The sequence below is a fragment of the Streptomyces sp. NPDC059957 genome (assembly GCF_042730015.1).
Taxonomy (GTDB): domain Bacteria; phylum Actinomycetota; class Actinomycetes; order Streptomycetales; family Streptomycetaceae; genus Streptomyces.
In genome coordinates, this window is record NZ_JBHWMB010000004.1 from 119,976 (window position 1) to 140,494 (window position 20,519).

A 20,519-nucleotide genomic window follows, 5' to 3' on the forward strand; every position below is an offset into this window, starting at 1 on the left:
TCCAGGCGGGCTGACACCGGGTCAGACTGCCTGCCCCGGGCCCCAGGCGCGCCGCGGACCGGCCACAGTGCGCCCGGGGACAACGCGCCGCCGTCGGTCAGCTCTGACGCAGCGGCGGCATCGGCAGCGGGACGGAGTGGGCGACAAGGGTGCGCACGCGGACCAGGCCTGCCGCCGCCCGCAGCCGGGCCCTCACCCGCGGCGGTCCGGTCGTGGCCTGCGGCGCGGAGGGGTGGTGGCGGGATCCGGCCGAGGGCCGGTCGAGCCGGCCGCCCGTTTGCTCCGCAGGGTCGGGCGGGCGGAGCGCAGTGGGGTCAGGAGGCCCGCGGTGGCTATCAGGAGGCAGAAGGCGCCCGCGGCCAGGCTGGTGGGTGGGACCCCGTGCCGGGCCGCCAGGGCGGTGAGGGCCGCGGCTCCCAGCGGGCCCGAGGCGTTGTGGACCGTCCAGAAGGCGGAGGTGACCCGCCCGAGCAGGTGGTCCGGGGTGACTTCCTGGCGCAGGGTCATGGAGCAGACGCCGCCCACCGTCAGCCCGAACATGAGGAGGGCGGCCATCGCCGCGATCACGGGCACGCTGCGGCTGACTCCGATGGCCGCCACCGCCACGCCGATCAGTGCGGTCGCGCCGAGCCAGCACGGGCCGAAGCCGAGGGTCCGGCGCAGCGGCCCGGCGGCGAAGGAGGCGCACACGACGCCGACTCCGCTCACGGCGACCACGTAGCCGACGGTCGCGGGGTCGCGGCCGAGGTCGTTCTGGAGGCGGAAGATGAGCAGGTCCATGGCGCCGACCGTGACGAAGGTCAGCAGGGTGAGCAGGACGGTCAGGGGGCGCAGCAGGGCGTGTGCCCACAGGAAGCGGAAGCCGACGACGAACACCTCGCGCAGGGAGGTGCCCGCCTCCGGCCTGGGCCCCGGAGGGTTTCCCCGCATGCCGAAGCGGACCCAGCGCAGGCTGATCGCCGAGACGAAGAAGCTCGCCCCGTCCAGGGCCAGCGCCCAGGGCCCGCCGACCCCGGCGACGAGGAGGCCGGCCACGACCGGGCCGAGGAGGGTGCCGAGGGCGAAGGTGCCCATCAGGCGTCCGTTGGCGGCGGCCAGGTCGGCCGGTTCGACCAGGGAGGGCACGGCGCTCACGTAGGCGACGTCGAAGAGCGTCTTCAGTACGGTGACCAGCGCGGTCAGCACGTACAGCAGCCAGATCCGCGGGCCGCCGAGGGACCACGTCAGCGGTACGGAGAGCAGGAGCAGCGCCCGCGCGAGGTCGCAGCCGATCATCAGGCGGCGGCGGTCCACCCGGTCCACCACGTGGCCCGCGAAGGTTCCCGTGGCGAGGGCGAAGACCCCGGACATGGCGGTGATCAGGCCCAGTTCGACGAGGGATCCGGTGACTTCGAGAACGAGGAGCGGCAGCGCGAGCAGCGATACCGAGCCGCCGAGCACCGAAAGGGCCTGGCCGAGCCAGAAGACGGTGAAGGAGCGGTTGTGGATGAGTCCGGTGCGTTTGCCCGTCATCCCAGCAGGGCGTAGATGGTGGAGGCCTTCGCGGCCGGTTCCTCGGCGCCCTCGGGCGTCATGGTGATGTCGGCGAAGGCCATCCGCTTGCCCAGTTTGGTGATCCGTACGTCGATCAGCACGTCGGCGCCGACCACAGGCCGCTGGAAGCTGGTGGACTGCTGGACGGTGGTCATCGGACCGTAGGTCCCGCGCGCGGCGGAGATCGCGATCACGGTGGCGGTGTCCGCGGCGGCCATCAGGGCCTGGCCGCTGAGGCCCCCGCCGTCGCGGGCGAGGGCATCGGACCAGGGCAGCCGCAGTACGGCGTGCCGGTCGCCGGTCTCCTGGACGGTGAGTCCGAGGGCGAGCACCCAGGGGGCGAAGTTGTCGTGGAGGATCTTGTCCGCGTCTGCCGGTGTCAGCGTCGTCACCGGGTGATTGTGGCGGCCCGGCCGCTGCCGCCACAACTCCCTTTGCGTATGCCGGTCCTCAGAGGGCCGCGCCCCGTCCCCAGAGGGCCGCGCCCCGTCCTCAGAGGGTGGCGGCCAGCTCCGTGCCCTGGCGGATGGCCCGCTTGGCGTCCAGTTCGGCGGCCACGTCGGCGCCGCCGATCAGGTGCGCCTCGATCCCGGCCGCGCGCAGGGCCTCGTACAGGTCGCGGCGCGGTTCCTGGCCCGTGCACAGGACCACGGTGTCGGCGGGTACGAGGCGCTGCTCGCCGTCCACCGTGATGTGCAGGCCCTCGCCGTCGATCCGGTCGTACGCGGCCCCCGCGACGGAGACGACCCCGCGGTGCTTGAGCTCCGCCCGGTGGATCCAGCCGGTGGTGGTGCCGAGCCCGGCGCCGACCTTGGTGGCCTTGCGCTGGAGCAGGTGGACCTGGCGCGGCGGGGCGGGCCGCTCGGGGGCGGTGAGGCCGCCGGGGCCGGTGTAGGCGGTGTCCACGCCCCAGTGGCGGAAGTAGACCTCGGGGTCCTGGGAGGCGCCTTCGCCGCTGTCGGTGAGGAACTCGGCGACGTCGAAGCCGATTCCGCCGGCGCCGAGGACGGCGACGCGCTGCCCGACGGGGGCGCCGTCGCGCAGGACGTCGAGATAGCTGACGACGTTGGGGCCGTCGACGCCCTCGATGTCGGGGGTGCGGGGGGTGACGCCGGTGGCGACGACGACCTCGTCGTAGCCGGTCAGGGTCTCGACGTCGGCGCGGGTGTTCAGCTTGACCTCGACCGCGTGCTCGGCGAGTTGGGTGCCGTAGTAGCGGATGGTCTCCTCGAACTCCTCCTTGCCGGGGATGCGCCGGGCGATGTCGAGCTGGCCGCCGATGTGGCCGGAGGCTTCGTAGAGGGTGACGGCGTGGCCGCGTCCGGCGGCGGAGACGGCGCAGGCCAGGCCGGCCGGTCCGGCTCCGACGACGGCGACGCGCTTCTTCAACTGCGTCGGAGACAGGACGAGTTCGGTCTCGTTGCAGGCGCGCGGGTTGACCAGGCAGGTGGTGAGCTTGCCGCTGAAGGTGTGGTCCAGGCAGGCCTGGTTGCAGCCGATGCAGGTGTTGATGGTCTCGGAGCGGCCGGCGGCGGCCTTGGCGACGAAGTCGGCGTCGGCGAGGAAGGGGCGGGCGAGCGAGACCAGGTCGGCGCGGCCGTCGGCGAGCAACTCTTCGGCGATCTCGGGGGTGTTGATGCGGTTGCTGGTGACGAGGGGGACGGAGACCGCGCCCATCAGCCGCTTGGTGACCCAGGTGTAGGCGCCGCGCGGGACGGAGGTGGCGATGGTGGGGATGCGGGCCTCGTGCCAGCCGATGCCGGTGTTGATGATGGTGGCGCCGGCCGCCTCGATCTCCTTGGCGAGGTGGACGACCTCGTCGAGGGTGGAGCCGCCGGGGATCAGGTCGAGCATCGAGAGGCGGTAGACGAGGATGAACTCCTCACCGACGGCCGCGCGGGTGCGGCGGACGATCTCCAGCGGGAAGCGCACGCGGTTCTCGTAGGCGCCGCCCCAGCGGTCGGTGCGCTTGTTGGTGGCGGCGGCGATGAACTCGTTGACCAGGTAGCCCTCGGAGCCCATGATCTCGACGCCGTCGTAGCCGGCCAGCTTGGCGAGGCGGGCGGCGCGGACGAAGTCCTCGACGGTGCGCTCGACTTCGGCGTCGGTGAGGGCATTCGGGACGAAGGGGCTGATGGGGGCCTGGAGGGCGCTGGGAGCGACCAGGTCCTTGTGGTAGGCGTAGCGGCCGAAGTGGAGGATCTGCATCGCGATCTTCCCGCCCTCGGCGTGCACCGCGTCGGTGATCACCCGGTGCTCGGCGGCCTCCTCCTCGGTGGTGAGGCGGGCGCCTCCCTCGAAGGGGCGGCCGGCGTCGTTCGGGGCTATGCCGCCGGTGACGATCAGGCCGGCGCCGCCGCGGGCGCGCTCGGCGTAGAAGGCGGCGAGGCGCTCGAAGCCCCGCTCGTGCTCTTCGAGACCGGTGTGCATGGAGCCCATGATCACGCGGTTCGGCAGGGTGGTGAAGCCGAGGTCCAGGGGGCTCAGCAGGTGCGGGTACCGGCTCTGGGAACTCTGCGGACTCATCGGGGTGTGCCTCCTCGCGCGGGGGTGATGAATCTGTTCTAGCTGAGCAAGCGCTTATTGTGCAACTAGGTGCATAAGCGAGTGCCTGGCCCGGCACCCCGGAAATCCGGGGATCCCGGTGGCCACGGGCCCCCTCCGCCGGCGTCCGCCGACGCCTGTGGCGCAGTTCACGGCCCGGGTGATCGCCAAGGGCGGGGCACCCGGCCTCCCCGGGTACCCTCTGGCGGATGACGCGGAAGCCCAGCACCACCCGGCCGACCGAGCGCCACGCCGTGACGGTGAACGGCGGAGTGCGCCTCGCCTACGAGGTCGCCGGGCCCCCGGCCGGACCGCCGGTGCTCCTGCTCCCCGCGCTGGGCGAGACCGCCGCCGACTGGGCGCCCGTACGGGACGAACTCGCGCGGGAGCGGCGGGTGTTCGCGCTGGACCTGCGCGGCCACGGAGCCAGCGCTCGGCCGTCCGCGTACTCGCTCCCGCTCATGCGGGACGACGTACTGGGCTTCCTGGACGCCCTCGGGCTCGACCGGGTGGACCTCGTGGGTCACTCGATGGGCGGTGTCGTCGCGTACCTGGTCGCCGCCGCCCAGCCGCACCGCGTCGGCCGCCTCGTCCTGGAGGACGCCCCCGCGCCGCTCCCCCGTGAGGCCGTGGCCCCCGTGCGCCCCGAGGGGGAGCTCGCCTTCGACTGGGCGATGGTCCTCGCGGTCCGGCCCCAGCTCGACCGCCCGGACCCGGCCTGGCCGGCGGGCCTGGCCCGCATCACGGCCCCGACGCTGGTCGTGTACGGCGGCCCCGCCAGCCACCTGGCGCCCGCCTCCTTCGACGAGCTGGTCCGCCGCATCCCGGACGCCCGCCTCATCACCCTCCCGTACGGCCACTTGATCCACGCGGCGGCACCCGGGGAGTTCACCGCGGCGGTCTCGGCCTTCCTCGCGGAATGATCCCGGCCGGCATCACCGGCCGGGGCGTGGCTCAGGCTGCCGACTGCAGGGCCGACAGGCGGCGCACGAAGAGGATGGCGGCCACCGCCGCCACGGCGTAGATCAGGTCCGAGGCCGCGCCGAACAGGACGGCGTCGCGCACGGCGTCGTCACTCAGGGCTGTGGCTGCGGACCGGTTGGCGGCGACGGACGCCACCATCGCCGCTCCGAACGTTCCGGCCCAGACGAAGACGGGGGCGGGTGAGGTCAGCGCGGCCTTGCCGGGCAGCCTCGACGCACTGGCCGCCCACACCTTCATCGCGATCAGGCAGGGCAGGACGGTCCAGCCCACGACCGGGATGAACCAGACGCCGATCGCCCAGCCCGCACCGCCCCGGATGGCACCCCGCGCGTACACCCCGGCGTTCACCCGGACCCGGTGGAACCAGACGATGAAGACCACCGCTGTGGGGATCATGGCCATCATGAACAGGCTCACCGAGATCGTGAGCAGCGTCCCCGAGTGCCCCAGCCCCACGGGCTCGGTGTACTCGTCCAGCCAGAAGTACCGGTTGACCCCGGCGGCCGCGGCGAGCAGCCGGGTCAGGGCGCACAGACCGAGCAGCACGGTCAGGGCCGTGGCCAGTCCCTTCGGGGAGCGGAGCAGCGAGCGCGCCGGAGGCGCGCCGAGCGGAGACAGTCGTGCGGAACCGGGACCGGCGGACATGACGAGGGACCCCCCACGGGTGCGTTGACATGCGGAAACCCGCCTGCTGGGCGGGAAGGCAGAACATACGGCACCGGCGGGCCCATGCCGCAGGGAGCCCCGGCGTGGGGCCCCCTGCGGCAGCGGTGTCAGGTCCGGTGGAGGCGGACCGTGACGATCTGGAACGGGCGCAGGGTGAGGGGGATCGTGCCGTCCGGAGCGGGGGTGGAGACGGCCGTGCCCTCCAGGGGGCGTTCCAGGAGGTCGCTCTCGATCGCCGCCGACGTCGGGAAGCCCGCCGCCAGGGTGGCGTGCGCGCGACCGCCCCGGGATTCGTAGAGGCGCACGATCACGTCGCCGCTGCGGTCCTCGGCGAGTTTCACCGACTCGACCACCACCGCGTCCGTGTCGACCGCGACGAGCGGGGCGACCGGGCCCGCGCCGCGGAGCACGCGCTCGGGCAGGTTCAGCGCGTGGCCCTCGCGGACCGCGTCGCCGACGGCCGCGCCCGGGGCGAGCGAGAAGCGCAGGGTGTGCGCGCCCTGGTCGGTCTCCGGGTCGGGGTAGCGCGGGGCCCGCAGGAGGGAGAGGCGGACGGTGGTGGTCTGGCCGCCGTCGGGGCGCATGTCGCGGGTCACGTCGTGCCCGTACGTGGAGTCGTTGAGGACCGCGACGCCCCAGCCCGGCTCCTCCGCGTGGATCCAGCGGTGCGCGCAGATCTCGAACTTGGCCGCCTCCCAGGAGGTGTTGGTGTGGGTGGCCCGGTAGACGTGACCGAACTGCGTTTCCGAGGCGGAGCGTTCGGCCTTGACGTCCAGGGGGAAGGACGCCTTGAGGAACTTCTCCGTCTCGTGCCAGTCCACGTCCGTGACGATGTCCACCGTCTTGGCCCCGGCCCGGAGCGTGACCGTCTGGACCACGCTGGACGAGCCGAACGAGCGGCTCACCCGTACGGTGCCCGCTGCCGGACCGGCCTCGGCGACCTTCAGCCCGTCCACGTCCACCAGGTCGGTGACCTTGTTGCGGTAGAACGCGTCGATGTCCCACGCGTCCCACATGTTCGGGAAGTCGGGGTGGATCTGGAGCAGGTTCGCGGCGGCACCCGGCGCGACCGATTCCCGCCCGGCCTCCAGGTCGTAGGCGGACACGATCAGCCCGCGGCCGTCGATCTCCACGAGGAGCCGCCCGTTGGCGAGGACGTGGCCACCGCCGTGCCGCTCCTCCACCGTGACGGCCTGCCCGGCCGCCGTCGGCAGACCCGCCCCGCCGGCCGGGACCCCGCGCCGTGCGTGCGGGGCGCAGTTGAAGACGAGCTCCTCCTCGCCTTCCCCCGCGAGGGCGGTCTGCGCGGCCACGGTGATCGCCGTCAGCTCCTCCCGCACCCCGGCGTACGTCTCGCGCGCCTCGCGGTGCACCCAGGCGATGGAGGAGCCGGGGAGGATGTCGTGGAACTGGTGGAGCAGCACGGTCTTCCAGATCCGCTCCAGGTCCTCGTACGGGTACGCGTACCCGGGGACCTTCACCGCGGCCGTGGACGCCCACAACTCGGCCTCGCGCAGCAGCGATTCACTGTGCCGGTTGCCCTGCTTGGTCTTGGCCTGGGAGGTGTAGGTGCCGCGGTGCAGCTCCAGGTAGAGCTCGCCGGCCCAGACGGGTGCGTCCTCGTACTCGGCGTGCGCCTTCTCGAAGAACGCGTCGGGGCGTTCGATCTCCACCCGCGGGGAACCTTCCAGGTCCCGCTGCCGCTTGGCGCGGCCGAGCTGCTCGCGGGTCGGGCCGCCGCCGCCGTCCCCCCAGCCGAAGGGGGCGAGGGAACGCGAACCCCTCCCCTTCTCCTGGTAGTTGCGGGCGGCGTGCGCCAGCTGGGCGCCACCGAGGTCGGAGTTGTACGTGTCGACGGGCGGGAAGTGGGTGAAGACGCGGGTGCCGTCGATGCCCTCCCACCAGAAGGTGTGGTGGGGGAACTTGTTGACCTGGGACCAGGAGATCTTCTGTGTGAGGAACCACTTGGAGCCGGAGAGCTTGACGATCTGCGGCATGGCGGCGGTGTAGCCGAAGGAGTCGGGCAGCCAGACGTTGTTCGTCTCGATGCCGAACTCGTCCATGAAGAACTTCTTGCCGTACAGGAACTGTCGGGCCATGGCCTCGCCGCCGACCATGTTGGTGTCGGACTCGACCCACATGCCGCCGACCGGCACGAACTGCCCGTCGGCGATCTTCTTCTTGACCCGCTCGAAGAGCTCTGGCCGGTAGGTCTTGATCCAGTCGAGCTGCTGCGCCTGGGACATGGCGAAGACGAACTCGGGGTGGTCCTCCATCAGACCCAGCATGTTGGACGTGGTCCGCGAGACCTTGCGCACGGTCTCGCGCAGCGGCCACAGCCACGCGGAGTCGATGTGGGCGTGGCCGATCGCACTGATCCGGTGCGCGGAGGCGTTGGCGGGGGCGGCCAGGACCGCGGCGAGCCGCGCGCGGGCGTCGGCCGCGGTGCCGGGGACGTCGCAGAGGTCCACCGCGTCGAGTGCGCGGTCGATGGCGCGCAGGATCTCGTAGCGCCGGGCATCGCGCTCGTCGAGCTGAGTCATGAGGTCGTAGAGGACTTCGAGGTCCTGTACGAGTTCCCAGACCTCGGTCTCGAAGACGGCGAGGTCCATCCGGGCTAGCCGGTAGAGGGGCTGGTCGCCGCTGGTCTGCTTGTCGCCCTCGTAGGTGACCGAGTGGTCGACGAGGATCGGGTTCGAGGCGCCTTCGACGTACCACTCGACGCGCTCGCCGCCGGCCGCGCGGTCGGTGACGCGCACCCAGTCGTTGTACGGGTTGAGCGCCTTGACCTCCCCGCCGTCGGCGCGGTGGACCAGGCCCTCGCACTGGAAGCCGGGCATCATCCGGTCGAAGCCGAGGTCGAGCACGGCTTCGACCGTACGGCCTGCCCAGTCGGCGGGGACGGTGCCGGTGACCTTGAACCAGGTGGTGCCCCAGGCCGGGCCCCACATGTCGCCGATGGCGCAGGGTTCGTAGGAGGCCGCCAGGCCCTCGGCGACAGGGACGGGCTCGCCGGGGGCCTCCCAGCGCTCGACGGTCAGCGGGACCGCACGGGAGTGGACGGCGGGCTTGATGCGCTCCTTGAGGACACGGCGGAGGCGGTGTTCGGTGATGCTGCGGTCGTCGTGCATGACGGCTGCTCCAGGGTGGGGTGGACTGCGATCCTGCGGTAGGTCCGGGCGGTGGGTCGGGGCCCGGTCAGGTCTTGACGGCTCCCTCGCCGACGCCCTTGAAGAAGAAGCGCTGGAGGGCGAAGAAGAGGAGCATCATCGGGATCAGCGCGGCCATCGCACCGGCGGCGATGATCCGCTGGTCGCTGACGGTGGTGGCGCCGGCCAGGGTCTTCAGGCCGAGCTGGAGGGTGTAGTTGTCGCTGTTGGTCAGCACCAGCAGGGGCCAGAGGAAGTCGTCCCAGGCGCCCATGAAGCTGGTGATGCAGACGACGGCCAGGGCTCCCTTGGCGGCGGGGAGGAAGACCCGGGTGAAGCGGGTCCACTCGTTCGCGCCGTCCAGGACCGCGGCCTCCTCGACCTCCTTGGGGACGGAGAGGAAGGCCGATCGCATGATCATGATGTTGAGGACGGAGACCGCGCCGGGCAGCCAGACACCGATGAGGGTGTCGACCAGGCCCATCTCGCGGACCGTGAGGAACATCGAGATCATCACGGACTCGAAGGGGAACATCAGCGTCGCCACCAGCACGGTGAAGACGATCTTGCGGCCCTTCCAGGCGGCCCGGGAGAGGGCGTAGCCGCCCATGGCCGCGAAGAGCATGTTCGAGGTGATGGCGAGGACCGCCACCGTCAGGGTGTTGCCGACGTACTGGAACAGCGGGAACGACTCGGCGACCCGGAAGTAGTTGTCGAGGGTGGGCTGCGAGGGCAGCACCCCGTCGTACACGTTCTCGGTGCGGCCGCGGATCGAGGTCAGGAACTGCCAGACGATCGGTCCGAGCATGATCACGAGCATCAGGAGGAGCGTGGCGTACCGGCCGGCGAGGCCGATCCAGTAGCGCCGCGCGTCGGCTCCGACGCGCTTGCCCGCCTTGTTGCCGAGGGAAGCGAGGGTGCTCAACTTTCGTCTCCCTTCGAGAGACGGCGGCCCAGCAGGCTGAAGACCAGCGTCAGGAGGAACAACAGGATGGAGATGGCGGCCGCGTAGCCGGTCTCGCCGGAGAAACCGAGGCCGACCTGCCGGATGAGGAAGGGCAGGGTACGGGCGCCGCCACCGGGACCGCCGCTCTCGCCGCCCAGGATGTAGATCTCGGTGAAGACGCGGAGCGCGGAGATCGCGGAGAGGGTGCCGACCAGCAGCATCATCGGCTTCACCTGCGGGACGGTGATGCTGAAGAAGCGGCGGACCGGGCCGGCGCCGTCGAGCGCGGCTGCCTCGTAGAGCGAGGCGGAGACGTTTCCGAGGGCCGCGAGGTAGAAGACCATGTAGTAACCGAGGCCCTTCCACACGGTCACGATCATCGCGGAGACCAGCAGCATGGTGCTGTCGGTCAGGAACGGGATCGGCTCGGAGATGATGCTGAGCTTCTGGAACAGCCTGTTGACCAGGCCGTCGCTGCGCAGCACCCACTGCCAGATGAGGCCGACGACCACGGCCGAGGCGATCACCGGGGTGTAGAACGCGGAGCGGAAGAAGCCGATGCCGGGGACCTTCGTCTGTACGAGGACGGCGAGGGCCAGCGGCAGGAAGACCAGACACGGGACGACGACCACGAGGTACAGCACGCTGTTGCCGGTGGCGACCCAGAAGTCGGAGTCGGCGAAGGCGCGCGTGTAGTTGTCGAAGCCGACGAACCCGCCGCCGCGCAGGATCTGCGCGTCGGTGAAGGAGAGGATCACGGTGTTGACGAACGGCCAGAGGCTGAACATCGTCACCATGATCAGGCCCGGGGCGAGGAAGAGGTACGGGGTCCACCACTTGCGGTGGCGCAGCCCGGTCTCGGCTTCCATGGCCTTCTTGGCCTGCTTAGCCTTCTTGGCCTGCTTCGCCTGCTGCCTGGCCTGCTTCACCTGCCTGGCCTTGGCCCTGTTCCGTGGGGCCTCGCCTCCGGGGTCCGCTGCCGCCGGCCCTCCGGTCTGCGACCAGGCCTGCACCTTGTCGAGGGTGGGGGCGGGGTCGGGTGCGTCCCGCGACGGGCCGGACTTCGCCCGCAGTTCCGGGCCCGGGGATGGACTCATGGCGTCTGCCTCTCCTTCGTCCGCCGCCGCCGTCACTGCTGGGCCGTCTTGGCGAGCAGCTTGTTCGCCTCCTCCTGGGCCTTCTTCACCGCCGTCCTGGCGTCCTGGTCGCCCTTGATGGCCTTCTGCATCTCGCGCACGACCACGTCGCCGACCTGGTTGGTCCACTGGACGGGGGTGTTGGCGTCGAGTCCGGCGGTCTTGAGCTGTTCGGCGCCCACGGCGCGGGCCAGCGTCTCCGCGTCCTTGCCGTCGCCCTCGTCGGAGAAGAAGGGGTCGGCGAGGCCGGTGGCGTTGGACGGGTAGATGGTGGCGTGCTTGGAGAACTCCAGCTGGTTGGGGCCGTTGGTCAGCCACTTGGCGAACTCGGTCGCCGCGTCCATGTGCTTGGTGTCCTTCTTGATGCCGAGCGACTGGGCGTAGATGCCGATGTGGCCGAGCTGCCCGGTGACGGCGTTCGCGACCTGCGTGTTCGCGTAGATCTGCGGGGCGTTCTGCTTGATGTCCTTGACGAAGCCCGGGGAGCCGGGGCCGAAGACGATCTTGCCGCCGCCGTAGAGCTGGTTGATGTCGTCCTGCTTGAGCAGGGACTCCTTGGGCATCGCGCCCTTGGCGTACAGGTCCTTCATCCGCTCGACCCACTCGACGGCCTTGTCGGTGTCGAAGGTGAACTCGTCCTGCTTCTCGTTCAGGATCGGGATGCCCATCTTCTGCCAGTCCCCGGGCAGCCGGCCCTTGGGGTCGGCCATGAAGGCGGAGTACTTGCCGCCGGATGTGGCGGCGATCTGCTCGGCGTAGTCGAAGAACTGCTCGACGCTGGTAGGCGGCTTGGCCGGGTCGAGCCCGGCCTTCTCGAAGAGGTCCTTGTTGTACGTGAGGATCTCCGGGGTCACGTACCAGGGGTACGCGAACACGCTGTCGCCCTTCCCGGGCAGCTTGAACTGCTCCCAGGCGCCGGGGACGTAGTCCTTGGCCACCTCGGGGTCGAGCTTCGCCACGTCCGCGAGCATGCCGCGGTCACCGAGGAGCTGGAAGGAGTCGGTGGAGAGGTTGACCACGTCGGGGAGGGCGCCTGCCTGGGCGTCGGCGACGATCTTCTCGTTGTAGCCGTCGCCCGGCACGTCCTCCCATGTGACCTTCGCGTCCGGGTACTGCTTCTCGAACGCGTCGATGACCCCCTGGACGTACGACGTGAACATGGGCTTCAACTGGAGCGTGCGGAACGTGATCCGACCGGCCACCTTCCCGGTCTTCTCCCCCTCCTTCACGTCTCCGGCGCCACCGCTCATGCCGCACGCGGAGGTCGCGAAGAAAGCGCCGGCCACGAGGGTGGTGATGGCCATACGGGTCACGTTCTTACGGGTCATCGTCGCCGCCTTCAGGGGGAGTTCCGGCCTCGTCGCCGGATCACTGGGCCCAAACTCACCCGAAATCAAGATTCCGTCAATATGACCAAAGTCCCTACAGACAGGTACCCGTACGTCCCGAATTGCGACAGCGAGGGTCCGAACAGTCCGAAAGTCACTCCCCAACCACCACCTTTACCTGCACTGATGCGCTTTAGTCCTGACACTCATTGGCGCGATATCGATTCGATAGCGAAGGCGATGACCCCAGGAAGGTTGACTTCTTATCACCCGCTAACCAAAACTGGCACTAATGCGGTTTATCTCGCGTATCGCAACCCCGTATCGCAACCGCGTACCTCAATACAGCTCCGCCACTCCTGCCGACCCCACCCACACGGATCGTCCGGCACGTACCGCCGGTGAAAGAGGAGCACCTGCCGCCCAAGGACCGGGACATCGAACCTCCAGCGCTGCCTGGGCACCACCACCGTCTACGTCACCCACGACCAGGTCGAGGCCATGACGATGGGCGACCGCGTCGCGGTCCTCGCGGACGGCCTCCTCCAGCAGTGCGACTCCCCGCGCACCATGTACGACCGGCCGGCGAACAAGTTCGTGGCCGGGTTCATCGGCTCCCCCGCCATGAATCTGCTGGACCTGCCGCTCGACGGGGACGGCATCCGCTTCGGCGGCTCCACGGTCAAGATCAGCCCCGCGGCGCGAGACGGCCGCCGGCAGCACCGTGACCCTGGGCATCCGCCCGGAGCACCTGGACTTCCACGCCGCCCGACAGGGCCCGGACGCCCCCGCAGCCCCGGACCGGCGATGAACGGTCCGGGGCTGCCCTCGTGCGGAAGCGGGGTGCTCCGGACGCTCCGGCAATCTCGTGGCACCCCCTCCCTCCGCCGGTGTAGGTTCCCTGCCACGGCGTGTAGCTCAGCAGCCAGAGCACCGGCCTGCACAGCCGGAGGGCGCAGGGGCAGGACCTGCCACGCCGACGATGACCGAGAAGCCGACGATGACCGAGAACACGATCCCGTACGCAACCCAGGTCCGAACGGCCGGTGAGGTGGCACGGCTGCTCGCCCGGCGACGGCCGAAGCCCGCCCTCGCCGCGGAGCGCGAGGCCCTGGCCGTGTGGCGCCCCTTCGAGGACGAGCTCCTCGCCTACTGGCTGCTCGGCGCGGACGCCACCCTCGCGGAGGGCGCCGCCCTGCTCGACCGGTACGAGACCCTTGCCGCGGCCCACCCCCTGACCAGCCGGCACCGCGACCCGCGGTCCCACGCGGCCATCCTGCGCCGAGCCCTGGTGGAACGGATCTCGGGTCGCGAACTCCCTCCCCGGCTGGAGGGGTTGGTCCGCCGCACCACGGCGTCGATGGTGGCCGAGCACGGTGCTCCCGGTTCCCCCGCGCACACCCGGCTGCGCCAGGACCAGGCCCGCCGTACGGCCCGGCCCGCGCACCACGAACTGGCCGCGCTGGTGAGCCGCCGTCTGGCCCGGCACGACCCGGATTCCGGACTCTCCGACGTGGACGCTCCCGTCGCCCCGGTCACCGCCGAGGAAGCCCGGGAGACCGGTCTGGCCGTCGGGACCGAGGTGCCCCCGTCCGTGCGCGCCTTGGTCGCCACCGCCCCGCGCGCCCCCGCGGCCGTGCTCGTCCAACGGGGTGTCGCCACCTCGGCGGAGCACCTGGCCGGCCTGGCGGGACCGCTCTTCGGCGCGGAATTCGCCCGGGGGCTCCGTCCGCACGCCGCCGGCGAACCGCCGGACACACCCGAGGTACGGGAATCCGCGCGCGCCGCGCTGCGCCGGCTCGCCGCGTTCGGCCTGGAGTCCTTCCCTGCCGCCGACCCGACTCCCCCGACTCCTCACCGAGCTGGCCGCGCTCGCCGGCCGGGCCGGGCTGTGCGCCCCCTTCGCCCTGCAGCCCTACGCCGACAACTACACCGGGACCACGACCGCGAGCGTCCTCCCCGCCGCACGCGTGAGCGCGGAGCTGCTGCACGGGACTCCGTACGCGCGCTACTACGGCATCGACTTCACGGCCGTGTGGGGGCTGGCCCGGGCGGACGACCGAGAGGGCTTCGAGCGGCTGTGCGCCGAGCGCGCGGGCCTCCCGCGGCCCGGCCGCCGGCCCGAACAGCCGCCGCCCTCCCCCGCCTTGACCAAGGATCCCGCGATGGTCGAGCAGGTCCGGATCCTCACCGCAGGCAATCTCGCGCCGCTGGTGCGGGAGTTCGGAGTCGTCCCGCACGCCGGCTGGGACTCCCTCGCCCGTGCGTCGTTCACCGAGGCGCGCCGACGGGGAGCCACCGCGAAGCGGACGGCCCGCGCCTGGCGGCACCTGCTGTTCCACCTCTCGCAGTGCGACACCGACCGGCGCGCGGCCGTCCTCGACTGGATCGACTCCGAGACCGCCCGTCTGCCGGTCGCCACCGCCGCCCGGCTCGCGCCCCTGATCGCAGACACCCGCAGGGCGACCGCCTAGCCCCGTACGGGAACCACCGCCACCGGGCACAACGCGTGCAGCAGTACCGCGTTGGACACCGAGCCCATCAGCAGGGAGTCGGCCCGCAGGCGGCGGCGGTGGCGGCCCACCACGATGAGGTCGGCCCGCTGGGAGGCCGTGACCAGGCGGCCGGCCGGGTCGCCGGGGGCGACCACCGCTTCGACGGTGACGTCGGGGTAGTGCCTGGTCAGGTACGGCTGGAGGCGCGTGCGCTGGTTCTCGGCGAGTTCCCGGGCCGTTTCGGTGGCCTCGCCGCCGGCCGTGCCCGGCGGGTAGCCGCCGCCGCGCTCCGCGACGAGGGAGCCGACCAGGGTGAGCGAGGACAGCGGGACCAGGTGCGTGGAGACGACCTGGAGCACCGCGCCCCGGCGGCGGGCCTCCGCGAAGGCGAAGTCGACGACGTCCTCGGAGGTCTCGTCGGGTGCCAGGCCCAGGACCACCCTGCCCTGGCCCCCCGGGACTTCCGCTCCGGCACCCTCCGTGACCAGCCGTGCGGTGTGCGGGACGACCACGACCGGGCAGGGCGACCGGGCCGCGCACACCCGGCTGTTGGAGCCGAGCAGCAGGCTGGCGAAGCCGCCGAGTCCGCGCGATCCCATGACCAGGAGCTGCGCCTGGGCCGCCAGTTCGGTCAGGGTCGCGGAGGGGTTTCCGTCGCGGGAGACGTAGGTGACGGGCGGCAGGTCTTCCCGCCCGGACAGCCGCGCCCGTACCGCTTCCAGCACCGGATCGGTGTCCCGGTCGAGCGACGGTACGAGGGCCTCCCCGGGGGCGTGGACGCGCAGGGCCTCCGGCCGTACGTGTGCCACGTGGAGGGCGGCCCCGCGCGTGCGGGCGGTGTCGAGGGCCCAGTCCAGGGTCCTCAGGCTGTGTTCCGAGCCGTCCGCGGCGGCCAGGACGGGGCGGGCGGGGACGGGACCGGCCGAGTTGGTCTGCATGCCTCCACCCTCCGGCCGGGCGGATCCGGCGGGCAGGGGCCGAAGGCCCTACTTCATGCGGTAGTCGACCTTCTCGGCGAGCTTGCCGTCCTTGTAGCAGAAGCGCAGCACCGTGTCGCCGTTCCCGGAGTCGGACAGGTACCAGGAGCACTGGCTGCCGGCGGGCACGGTGGGACCGCCGTCCTTGAGGGCCGAGGTGACGAAGCTTTCGCCGGTCGGCAGCTTCGCCCGTACGTCGGCCTCGGGTTCGCCGACCTTCACGGCCTCGTACACCTTCTGGTCGACGAGGGTCTTGTCGGCCACGTCGATGACTTTGCCGACCCCGAACAGCAGCGCCACCAGCAGTCCGATCCCCAGCACCCCGGCCACCGCACAGCCGATCAGACATCCATTGCGTCGCGCCACGTCGAAACTCCTCGTTCTCCTGCAGTGGGCCGTGATCCACGGCCCTCCGTCGGACGGCTCCCGCCCGTCCTTCGACTCTCGCAAGCGGGGGCGGCCCCCTGCTGTTCTCCAAAGTCTTCGGTCCGCGCAACGATCGTCGTTCGAGGTCGGACCGGGTGCGGCGTGTATACAGGGATGAGAACGATCATTCGGACGAAGCGTGAGGAACCATCGTGAGCCAGAACACCGAGCCTCTGATCGTCGTCGGCGTGGACGGTTCGAACCACTCGAAGCAGGCCCTGCGCTGGGCCGTGGCCCAGGCGAAGGCCATCGGCGGCCGCGTGCACGCCGTGATGAGTTGGGACTGGAACACCAATCCCTTCGGCGTCAGCCCGGCCGCGCAGACCGAGCTGGTGCACGCGGAGGAAGCGGCCCGGCAGAAGCTCGCGGACACCGTGGCGGAGGCGGTCGGTACCTCGCCGGGCGTTCCGGTCTTCCGCCGGGTGGAGCAGGGCGCGCCCGCGCAGGTGCTGGTGGAGGCCTCGAAGGAGGCCGCGATGACGGTCGTCGGCACTCGCGGCTACGGCGGCATCAAGGGCGCGCTGCTGGGCTCGGTGAGCCAGCAGGTGGTGCAGTACGCGGCCAGTACGGTCGTCGTGGTCCGCGAGGACGGCTCCGCCTGAGTCGCGGGGCCCGGGGCCCCGGCCGGCTCAGGACGGTGCGGAGCCCAGGTCCGCCGGGTCGGTGTTGGCCCCGCAGAGCACCACGGCGACCCGCTCACCGAGCGGCCCGGGAGCGGTGCGTACGGCCGCCAGGGCGGTGGCCGCGCCCGCTTCGACCACGATGCGGTGCTCGTCCCAGAGCGCGCGCCGGGCGGCGGTGATCGCCGCGTCCGGGACCAGGACCGATGCGGCGTTCGGTTCCCGCACGGCGGCCAGCGCGTCCGCGGAGACCCGGGTGGCTCCGAGCGAGTCGGAGGCCACCGAGTCCACCGGGACGTCCACCAGCCGGCCGGCTTCCAGGGCCGCGTTCAGGGCCCGGCAGTTCTCCGGTTCGGCCGCGACGACCCGTACGCCGTGTTCCCGTGCGGCGGTCGCGATGCCGGCGAACAGCCCGCCCCCACCGACCGCGACGACGACCGTGTCCAGGCCGGGCAGGGCGGTGCGGATCTCGTCGAGCAGGGTCCCGGCGCCCGCGGCGATGAGCGGGTGGTCGTACGCGTGGCTGCTCAGCGCCCCACTCTCGGCGGCGAACTCCCGGCAGGCGGCGAGCGCTTCGGCGTAGCGGTCGCCGATGAGCCGTACGTCGGCCCCGTACCCGCGCAGCCGCTCCACCTTCACGCGCGGGGCCGTGGCCGGCAGGAACACGGTGGCGGGTACGCCCTCGGCGAGGGCCGCCCAGGCGCAGGCGAGTCCGGCGTTGCCGCCGGAGGCGATGGTGACCCCGGCGTCGGGGAGGGTGCCGGAGGCGCGGTGGGCGGCGAGGAAGTTGCGGGCGCCGCGCGCCTTGAAGGAGCCGGTGTGCTGGAGGTACTCCAGGGCGTACGAGATCCCTCCGCCCGCCGGTATCACCGTGACGGGCCGCACGGCCCCGGCGATCCGGCCTGCGGCGGCGCGCACGGCGGCGTAGTCGAGTGTCGCCGCGTCGAGTGTCGCCGTGTCGAGTGGCATCACGTCGAGTGCCGCCGCGTCGAGCTGCTGTTCCATGGACCCGTACTCCTGTCGTTCGGACATGCGGACATGCGGACATGCGGACATGCGGACATCTCGTCAGGCTCCGGCGGGCCGGTTCGCCTCGATCAGCTGGCGCAGGGCGCCGTAGTACACCTCGTGGTCGGTCAGGGCGGGCAGTACGTCGGCCAGCCCGGCGGAGAGCACGGGGAAGTCGGCGGGGTCCAGGGCTGCCAGCGCCGCGCGCGAGGCGGCGGTGGCGGCGGCCGGGTCCCGGTGGTCGACGAAGGCCGCGCTGCCCAGGGTCAGCAGGTACATCCGCCGGTACGCGGTCATCGCCTCGGCGGGGGTCATCCCGGCGGCCACGCTGTCGGCGAGCGCCGGCTCGACGAGCCGGGCGAGCAGCTGCCGGCCGAGCCAGGGGCGGCCGCCGCGCAGGATCATCAGCCCGGGGTGGTCCGCGAGCAGCCGGTAGAGGGCGGTGAACCGCTGCTCGGTGGCTTCGGCCCAGCCCGCGGCGGCCGGGATCCCGGGCAGCTGGGCGGCGAGGTGCTCGGTGCAGAGGTCGAGCAGGCCGGCGAGGTCGGTGCAGCGGCGCTGGACGGTGGCGTGCGAGACCTCGAGCCGCTCGGCGAGCGCGCGGAAGCTGAGCGCGGCGGGTCCCTGTTCGTCGAGGATCCGCAGGGCGGCGACGGCGATCGCCTCGGGTGTGGCGCGGTCCAGGGCGGCTGATCTTCTCGGCATGAGATACACCGTATCAGCCATCGGCACATACACCGTAAGGAACGACGTACCGTACGGCGTATCAACCCCTTCGTGTGCACTCGACTACACCCATATTGCTGGTCATTGATCAATAACACCCGACTTATGTTGACAGCGGGTAGTCACACCGCTGCACTGAGCCCTCGACAGCCCCCACGTCAAGGAGACTCCGTGCCGCCTCGCCTGCGTGCGTCGCTCCCCTGTCTGACCGCGGCCGCCCTGCTCGCCCTCGCGCTCTGCCCCGCCCCGGCGACGGCCGGGCCCCACGAGCCCGACGCGACTTCTGCCACCCCGCTCGCGCTCACCCCGCCCATGGGCTGGAACAACTGGGCGCACTACATGTGCGACATCGACGAGGCCAAGGTCGTGGCGAACGCGGACGCGCTCGTGGCCACCGGCCTGGCAGCCAAGGGCTACGACACCGTCACCATCGACGACTGCTGGATGACCAAGAGCCGTGACACCGAGGGCAATCTGGTCGTCGACACGGAGAAGTTCCCGCACGGCATGGCCTGGCTCGGTGAGTACCTGCACGCCAGGAAGCTGAAGTTCGGCATCTACCAGGACGCCGGCTCCCTGACCTGCGAGCGCTACCCCGGCAGCGGCTCCCCCGTCGGCGGTGGACCCGACCACTACGCCCGCGACGCCCGCCAGTTCGCCTCCTGGGAGGTGGACTACGTCAAGATGGACGGCTGCAACCTCTGGATCCCCGAGGGCAAGACCAAGGAACAGGCCTACCGGGACGCCTACAACTCCGTCGCCAGGGCGCTGCGCGACAGCGGCCGCGACATGGTGCTGTCCGCTTCGGCACCCGCCTACTTCCAGCAGGGCGAGTGGGGCGGCTCCGACTGGCACAAGGTGATCGACTGGGTCGGGGAGACCGGCCAGCTGTGGCGCGAGGGCCGGGACATCAAGGTCTACAACCCGGCCGCCCCGACCACCTCGCGCTGGAGCTCGGTCATGGGCAACTACGGCTACAACCGCTGGCTCGGCCGGTACGCCGGCCCCGGCAACTGGAACGACCCCGACTTCCTGATCGCGGGGGCCCCCGGACTCAGCCCGGCGGAGAGCCGCAGCCAGGTCGGCCTGTGGGCCATGATGGCCGCGCCGTTCATCCTGTCCTCGCAGGTCTCCGAGCTCACCCCGGACGGGCTCGCCGCCCTCGGCAACACCGATCTGATCGCACTGGACCAGGACCCGATGGGCGTCCAGGGCACGGTGGTGTCCTCGAACGCCACCTTCGACATCCTGGTGCGGCCGCTGGCGAACGGGGACCGCGCGGTCGCCGTGCTCAACCGGTCCGCCGCCGCCCGCGACATCCGCGTACCGCTCGACGAGCTCGGGCTGGGACCGGGCTCGTGCACCGTCGACGCGAAGAACCTGTGGACCGGTGAGACCCGCGAGGTGGCCGACACCCTGACCGGAACGCTGGCCGCGCACGACACCGGTGTCTGGCGGCTCACCCCGCGCACCGGCTGCGGCGAGGCCGTGCCCACCGGGCAGATCGCCGGCCGCGGCTCCGGCACGAGCGCCGCCTGCACCGACGGGGCGAACACCACCGGCGTCGGCGCCGTCGTGATGGCCGCCTGTACGGGAGCACCCGACCAGCGCTGGACCCTGGGCCGGTACGGCAGCCTGCGCCTGGCCGGCGCCTGCCTGTCGGCGGGCGAGGAGGGCCTCGTGGAGCTGGCCGACTGCTCGGGCGACCAGCGGCGCCGCCAGTCGGGTCAGAGCTGGACGCCCCGCCGTGACGGGGCCCTGGTCGAGGACGCGAGCGGGCTCTGCCTGACGGCTCCGGCGCCCGCGGCGGTCCCCGTCGAACCGGGCACCCCCGCCGAGCGGCTGCGGCTGACGCCCTGCGGCGACCACCAGGTCGACCAGGCGTGGGCCCTGCCGGTCTGACGGCCCGCCCCATGGGGAAGCCGACGAGGCATCAGACGAGGAAGCACCCACCCACCGAGCCGAGCGGGCCGGCCGCAGC

General features: G+C 71.7%; 16 protein-coding genes, 1 tRNA gene and 1 pseudogene. 6 read left to right on the forward strand and 12 right to left on the reverse strand.

What is annotated here, in order from left to right:
* Positions 1-192 precede the first annotated feature (192 nt).
* From ACFWBW_RS04440 to ACFWBW_RS04450, 3 genes are all read right to left on the reverse strand, one after another.
* Entirely contained in the window at positions 193-1,512 is a 1,320-nt protein-coding gene (locus ACFWBW_RS04440) for an MFS transporter (protein ID WP_385368276.1), read from the reverse strand.
* Complete coding sequence (locus ACFWBW_RS04445) at positions 1,509-1,925, reverse strand: PaaI family thioesterase (RefSeq protein WP_385368278.1); 417 nt, start codon at positions 1,923-1,925, stop codon at positions 1,509-1,511. Before ACFWBW_RS04445 ends, ACFWBW_RS04440 begins: the two co-directional genes overlap by 4 nt.
* 100 nt (positions 1,926-2,025) lie before the next feature.
* A complete protein-coding gene (locus ACFWBW_RS04450) occupies positions 2,026-4,059 on the reverse strand; it encodes an FAD-dependent oxidoreductase (protein ID WP_385368280.1) in 2,034 nt (677 codons plus the stop codon).
* Between the two features lie 227 nt (positions 4,060-4,286).
* Between ACFWBW_RS04450 and ACFWBW_RS04455 the strand changes: the two genes are divergently transcribed.
* On the forward strand, positions 4,287-5,000 hold the full coding sequence (locus ACFWBW_RS04455; RefSeq protein WP_385368282.1) for an alpha/beta fold hydrolase: 714 nt from the start codon (positions 4,287-4,289) through the stop codon (positions 4,998-5,000).
* Positions 5,001-5,031: 31 nt separating this feature from the next.
* On the opposite strand, the gene ACFWBW_RS04460 is transcribed toward ACFWBW_RS04455, so the two are convergent.
* The 5 genes from ACFWBW_RS04460 to ACFWBW_RS04480 form a co-directional block, all read right to left on the reverse strand.
* Positions 5,032-5,706, reverse strand: coding sequence for a DUF4328 domain-containing protein (locus ACFWBW_RS04460; protein ID WP_385368284.1), 675 nt, complete (start codon positions 5,704-5,706; stop codon positions 5,032-5,034).
* Between the two features lie 128 nt (positions 5,707-5,834).
* Positions 5,835-8,858, reverse strand: coding sequence for an alpha-mannosidase (locus ACFWBW_RS04465; RefSeq protein ID WP_385368286.1), 3,024 nt, complete (start codon positions 8,856-8,858; stop codon positions 5,835-5,837).
* Positions 8,859-8,925: 67 nt separating this feature from the next.
* The gene (locus ACFWBW_RS04470; protein ID WP_385368288.1) at positions 8,926-9,801 is read right to left on the reverse strand and encodes a carbohydrate ABC transporter permease; all 876 of its coding nucleotides are present in this window, start codon (positions 9,799-9,801) and stop codon (positions 8,926-8,928) included.
* On the reverse strand, positions 9,798-10,691 hold the full coding sequence (locus ACFWBW_RS04475) for a carbohydrate ABC transporter permease (RefSeq protein ID WP_385368427.1): 894 nt from the start codon (positions 10,689-10,691) through the stop codon (positions 9,798-9,800). Before ACFWBW_RS04475 ends, ACFWBW_RS04470 begins: the two co-directional genes overlap by 4 nt.
* A gap of 260 nt (positions 10,692-10,951) precedes the next feature.
* Complete coding sequence (locus ACFWBW_RS04480) at positions 10,952-12,286, reverse strand: ABC transporter substrate-binding protein (protein ID WP_385368290.1); 1,335 nt, start codon at positions 12,284-12,286, stop codon at positions 10,952-10,954.
* 426 nt (positions 12,287-12,712) lie between these two features.
* Here ACFWBW_RS04480 and ACFWBW_RS04485 point away from each other — a divergent pair.
* The 3 genes and pseudogenes from ACFWBW_RS04485 to ACFWBW_RS04495 form a co-directional block, all read left to right on the forward strand.
* A pseudogene (locus tag ACFWBW_RS04485) lies at positions 12,713-13,043 on the forward strand (sugar ABC transporter ATP-binding protein); the annotation flags it as partial.
* A 150-nt stretch (positions 13,044-13,193) separates the two neighbouring features.
* Positions 13,194-13,266 (forward strand) — tRNA-Cys (locus ACFWBW_RS04490).
* Between the two features lie 672 nt (positions 13,267-13,938).
* Positions 13,939-14,760 carry a hypothetical protein gene (locus ACFWBW_RS04495; RefSeq protein ID WP_385368292.1) on the forward strand — a complete coding sequence of 274 codons (822 nt, stop codon included), beginning with the start codon at positions 13,939-13,941 and terminating at the stop codon, positions 14,758-14,760.
* Here ACFWBW_RS04495 and ACFWBW_RS04500 read toward each other — a convergent pair.
* A complete protein-coding gene (locus ACFWBW_RS04500) occupies positions 14,757-15,719 on the reverse strand; it encodes a universal stress protein (RefSeq protein WP_385368294.1) in 963 nt (320 codons plus the stop codon). The genes ACFWBW_RS04495 and ACFWBW_RS04500 overlap by 4 nt on opposite strands.
* Before the next feature lie 48 nt (positions 15,720-15,767).
* Positions 15,768-16,124, reverse strand: a complete 357-nt coding sequence (locus tag ACFWBW_RS04505) for a hypothetical protein (protein ID WP_385368296.1) — start codon at positions 16,122-16,124, stop codon at positions 15,768-15,770.
* A gap of 212 nt (positions 16,125-16,336) precedes the next feature.
* Between ACFWBW_RS04505 and ACFWBW_RS04510 the strand changes: the two genes are divergently transcribed.
* Positions 16,337-16,786 carry a universal stress protein gene (locus ACFWBW_RS04510; protein WP_385368298.1) on the forward strand — a complete coding sequence of 150 codons (450 nt, stop codon included), beginning with the start codon at positions 16,337-16,339 and terminating at the stop codon, positions 16,784-16,786.
* A gap of 27 nt (positions 16,787-16,813) precedes the next feature.
* Here the strand turns inward: ACFWBW_RS04510 and ACFWBW_RS04515 are convergent, their stop codons facing one another.
* A complete protein-coding gene (locus tag ACFWBW_RS04515; RefSeq protein ID WP_385368429.1) occupies positions 16,814-17,773 on the reverse strand; it encodes a serine/threonine dehydratase in 960 nt (319 codons plus the stop codon).
* 99 nt (positions 17,774-17,872) lie between these two features.
* On the reverse strand, positions 17,873-18,517 hold the full coding sequence (locus ACFWBW_RS04520; protein ID WP_385368300.1) for a TetR/AcrR family transcriptional regulator: 645 nt from the start codon (positions 18,515-18,517) through the stop codon (positions 17,873-17,875).
* Positions 18,518-18,709: 192 nt separating this feature from the next.
* On the opposite strand from ACFWBW_RS04520, the gene ACFWBW_RS04525 reads away from it, so the two are divergent.
* Positions 18,710-20,440 carry a ricin-type beta-trefoil lectin domain protein gene (locus tag ACFWBW_RS04525; protein WP_385368302.1) on the forward strand — a complete coding sequence of 577 codons (1,731 nt, stop codon included), beginning with the start codon at positions 18,710-18,712 and terminating at the stop codon, positions 20,438-20,440.
* The last annotated feature ends 79 nt before the right edge of the window (positions 20,441-20,519 follow it).

Coding starts and splice junctions, on each gene's coding strand:
- ACFWBW_RS04455 (WP_385368282.1), top strand. CDS start 4,287: ATGACGCGGAAGCCCAGCACCACCCGGCCGACCGAGCGCCACGCCGTG.
- ACFWBW_RS04515 (WP_385368429.1), bottom strand. CDS start 17,773: ATGCCACTCGACACGGCGACACTCGACGCGGCGACACTCGACTACGCC.
- ACFWBW_RS04475 (WP_385368427.1), bottom strand. CDS start 10,691: ATGGAAGCCGAGACCGGGCTGCGCCACCGCAAGTGGTGGACCCCGTAC.
- ACFWBW_RS04450 (WP_385368280.1), bottom strand. CDS start 4,059: ATGAGTCCGCAGAGTTCCCAGAGCCGGTACCCGCACCTGCTGAGCCCC.
- ACFWBW_RS04460 (WP_385368284.1), bottom strand. CDS start 5,706: ATGTCCGCCGGTCCCGGTTCCGCACGACTGTCTCCGCTCGGCGCGCCT.
- ACFWBW_RS04520 (WP_385368300.1), bottom strand. CDS start 18,517: ATGCCGAGAAGATCAGCCGCCCTGGACCGCGCCACACCCGAGGCGATC.
- ACFWBW_RS04480 (WP_385368290.1), bottom strand. CDS start 12,286: ATGACCCGTAAGAACGTGACCCGTATGGCCATCACCACCCTCGTGGCC.
- ACFWBW_RS04440 (WP_385368276.1), bottom strand. CDS start 1,512: ATGACGGGCAAACGCACCGGACTCATCCACAACCGCTCCTTCACCGTC.
- ACFWBW_RS04500 (WP_385368294.1), bottom strand. CDS start 15,719: ATGCAGACCAACTCGGCCGGTCCCGTCCCCGCCCGCCCCGTCCTGGCC.
- ACFWBW_RS04465 (WP_385368286.1), bottom strand. CDS start 8,858: ATGCACGACGACCGCAGCATCACCGAACACCGCCTCCGCCGTGTCCTC.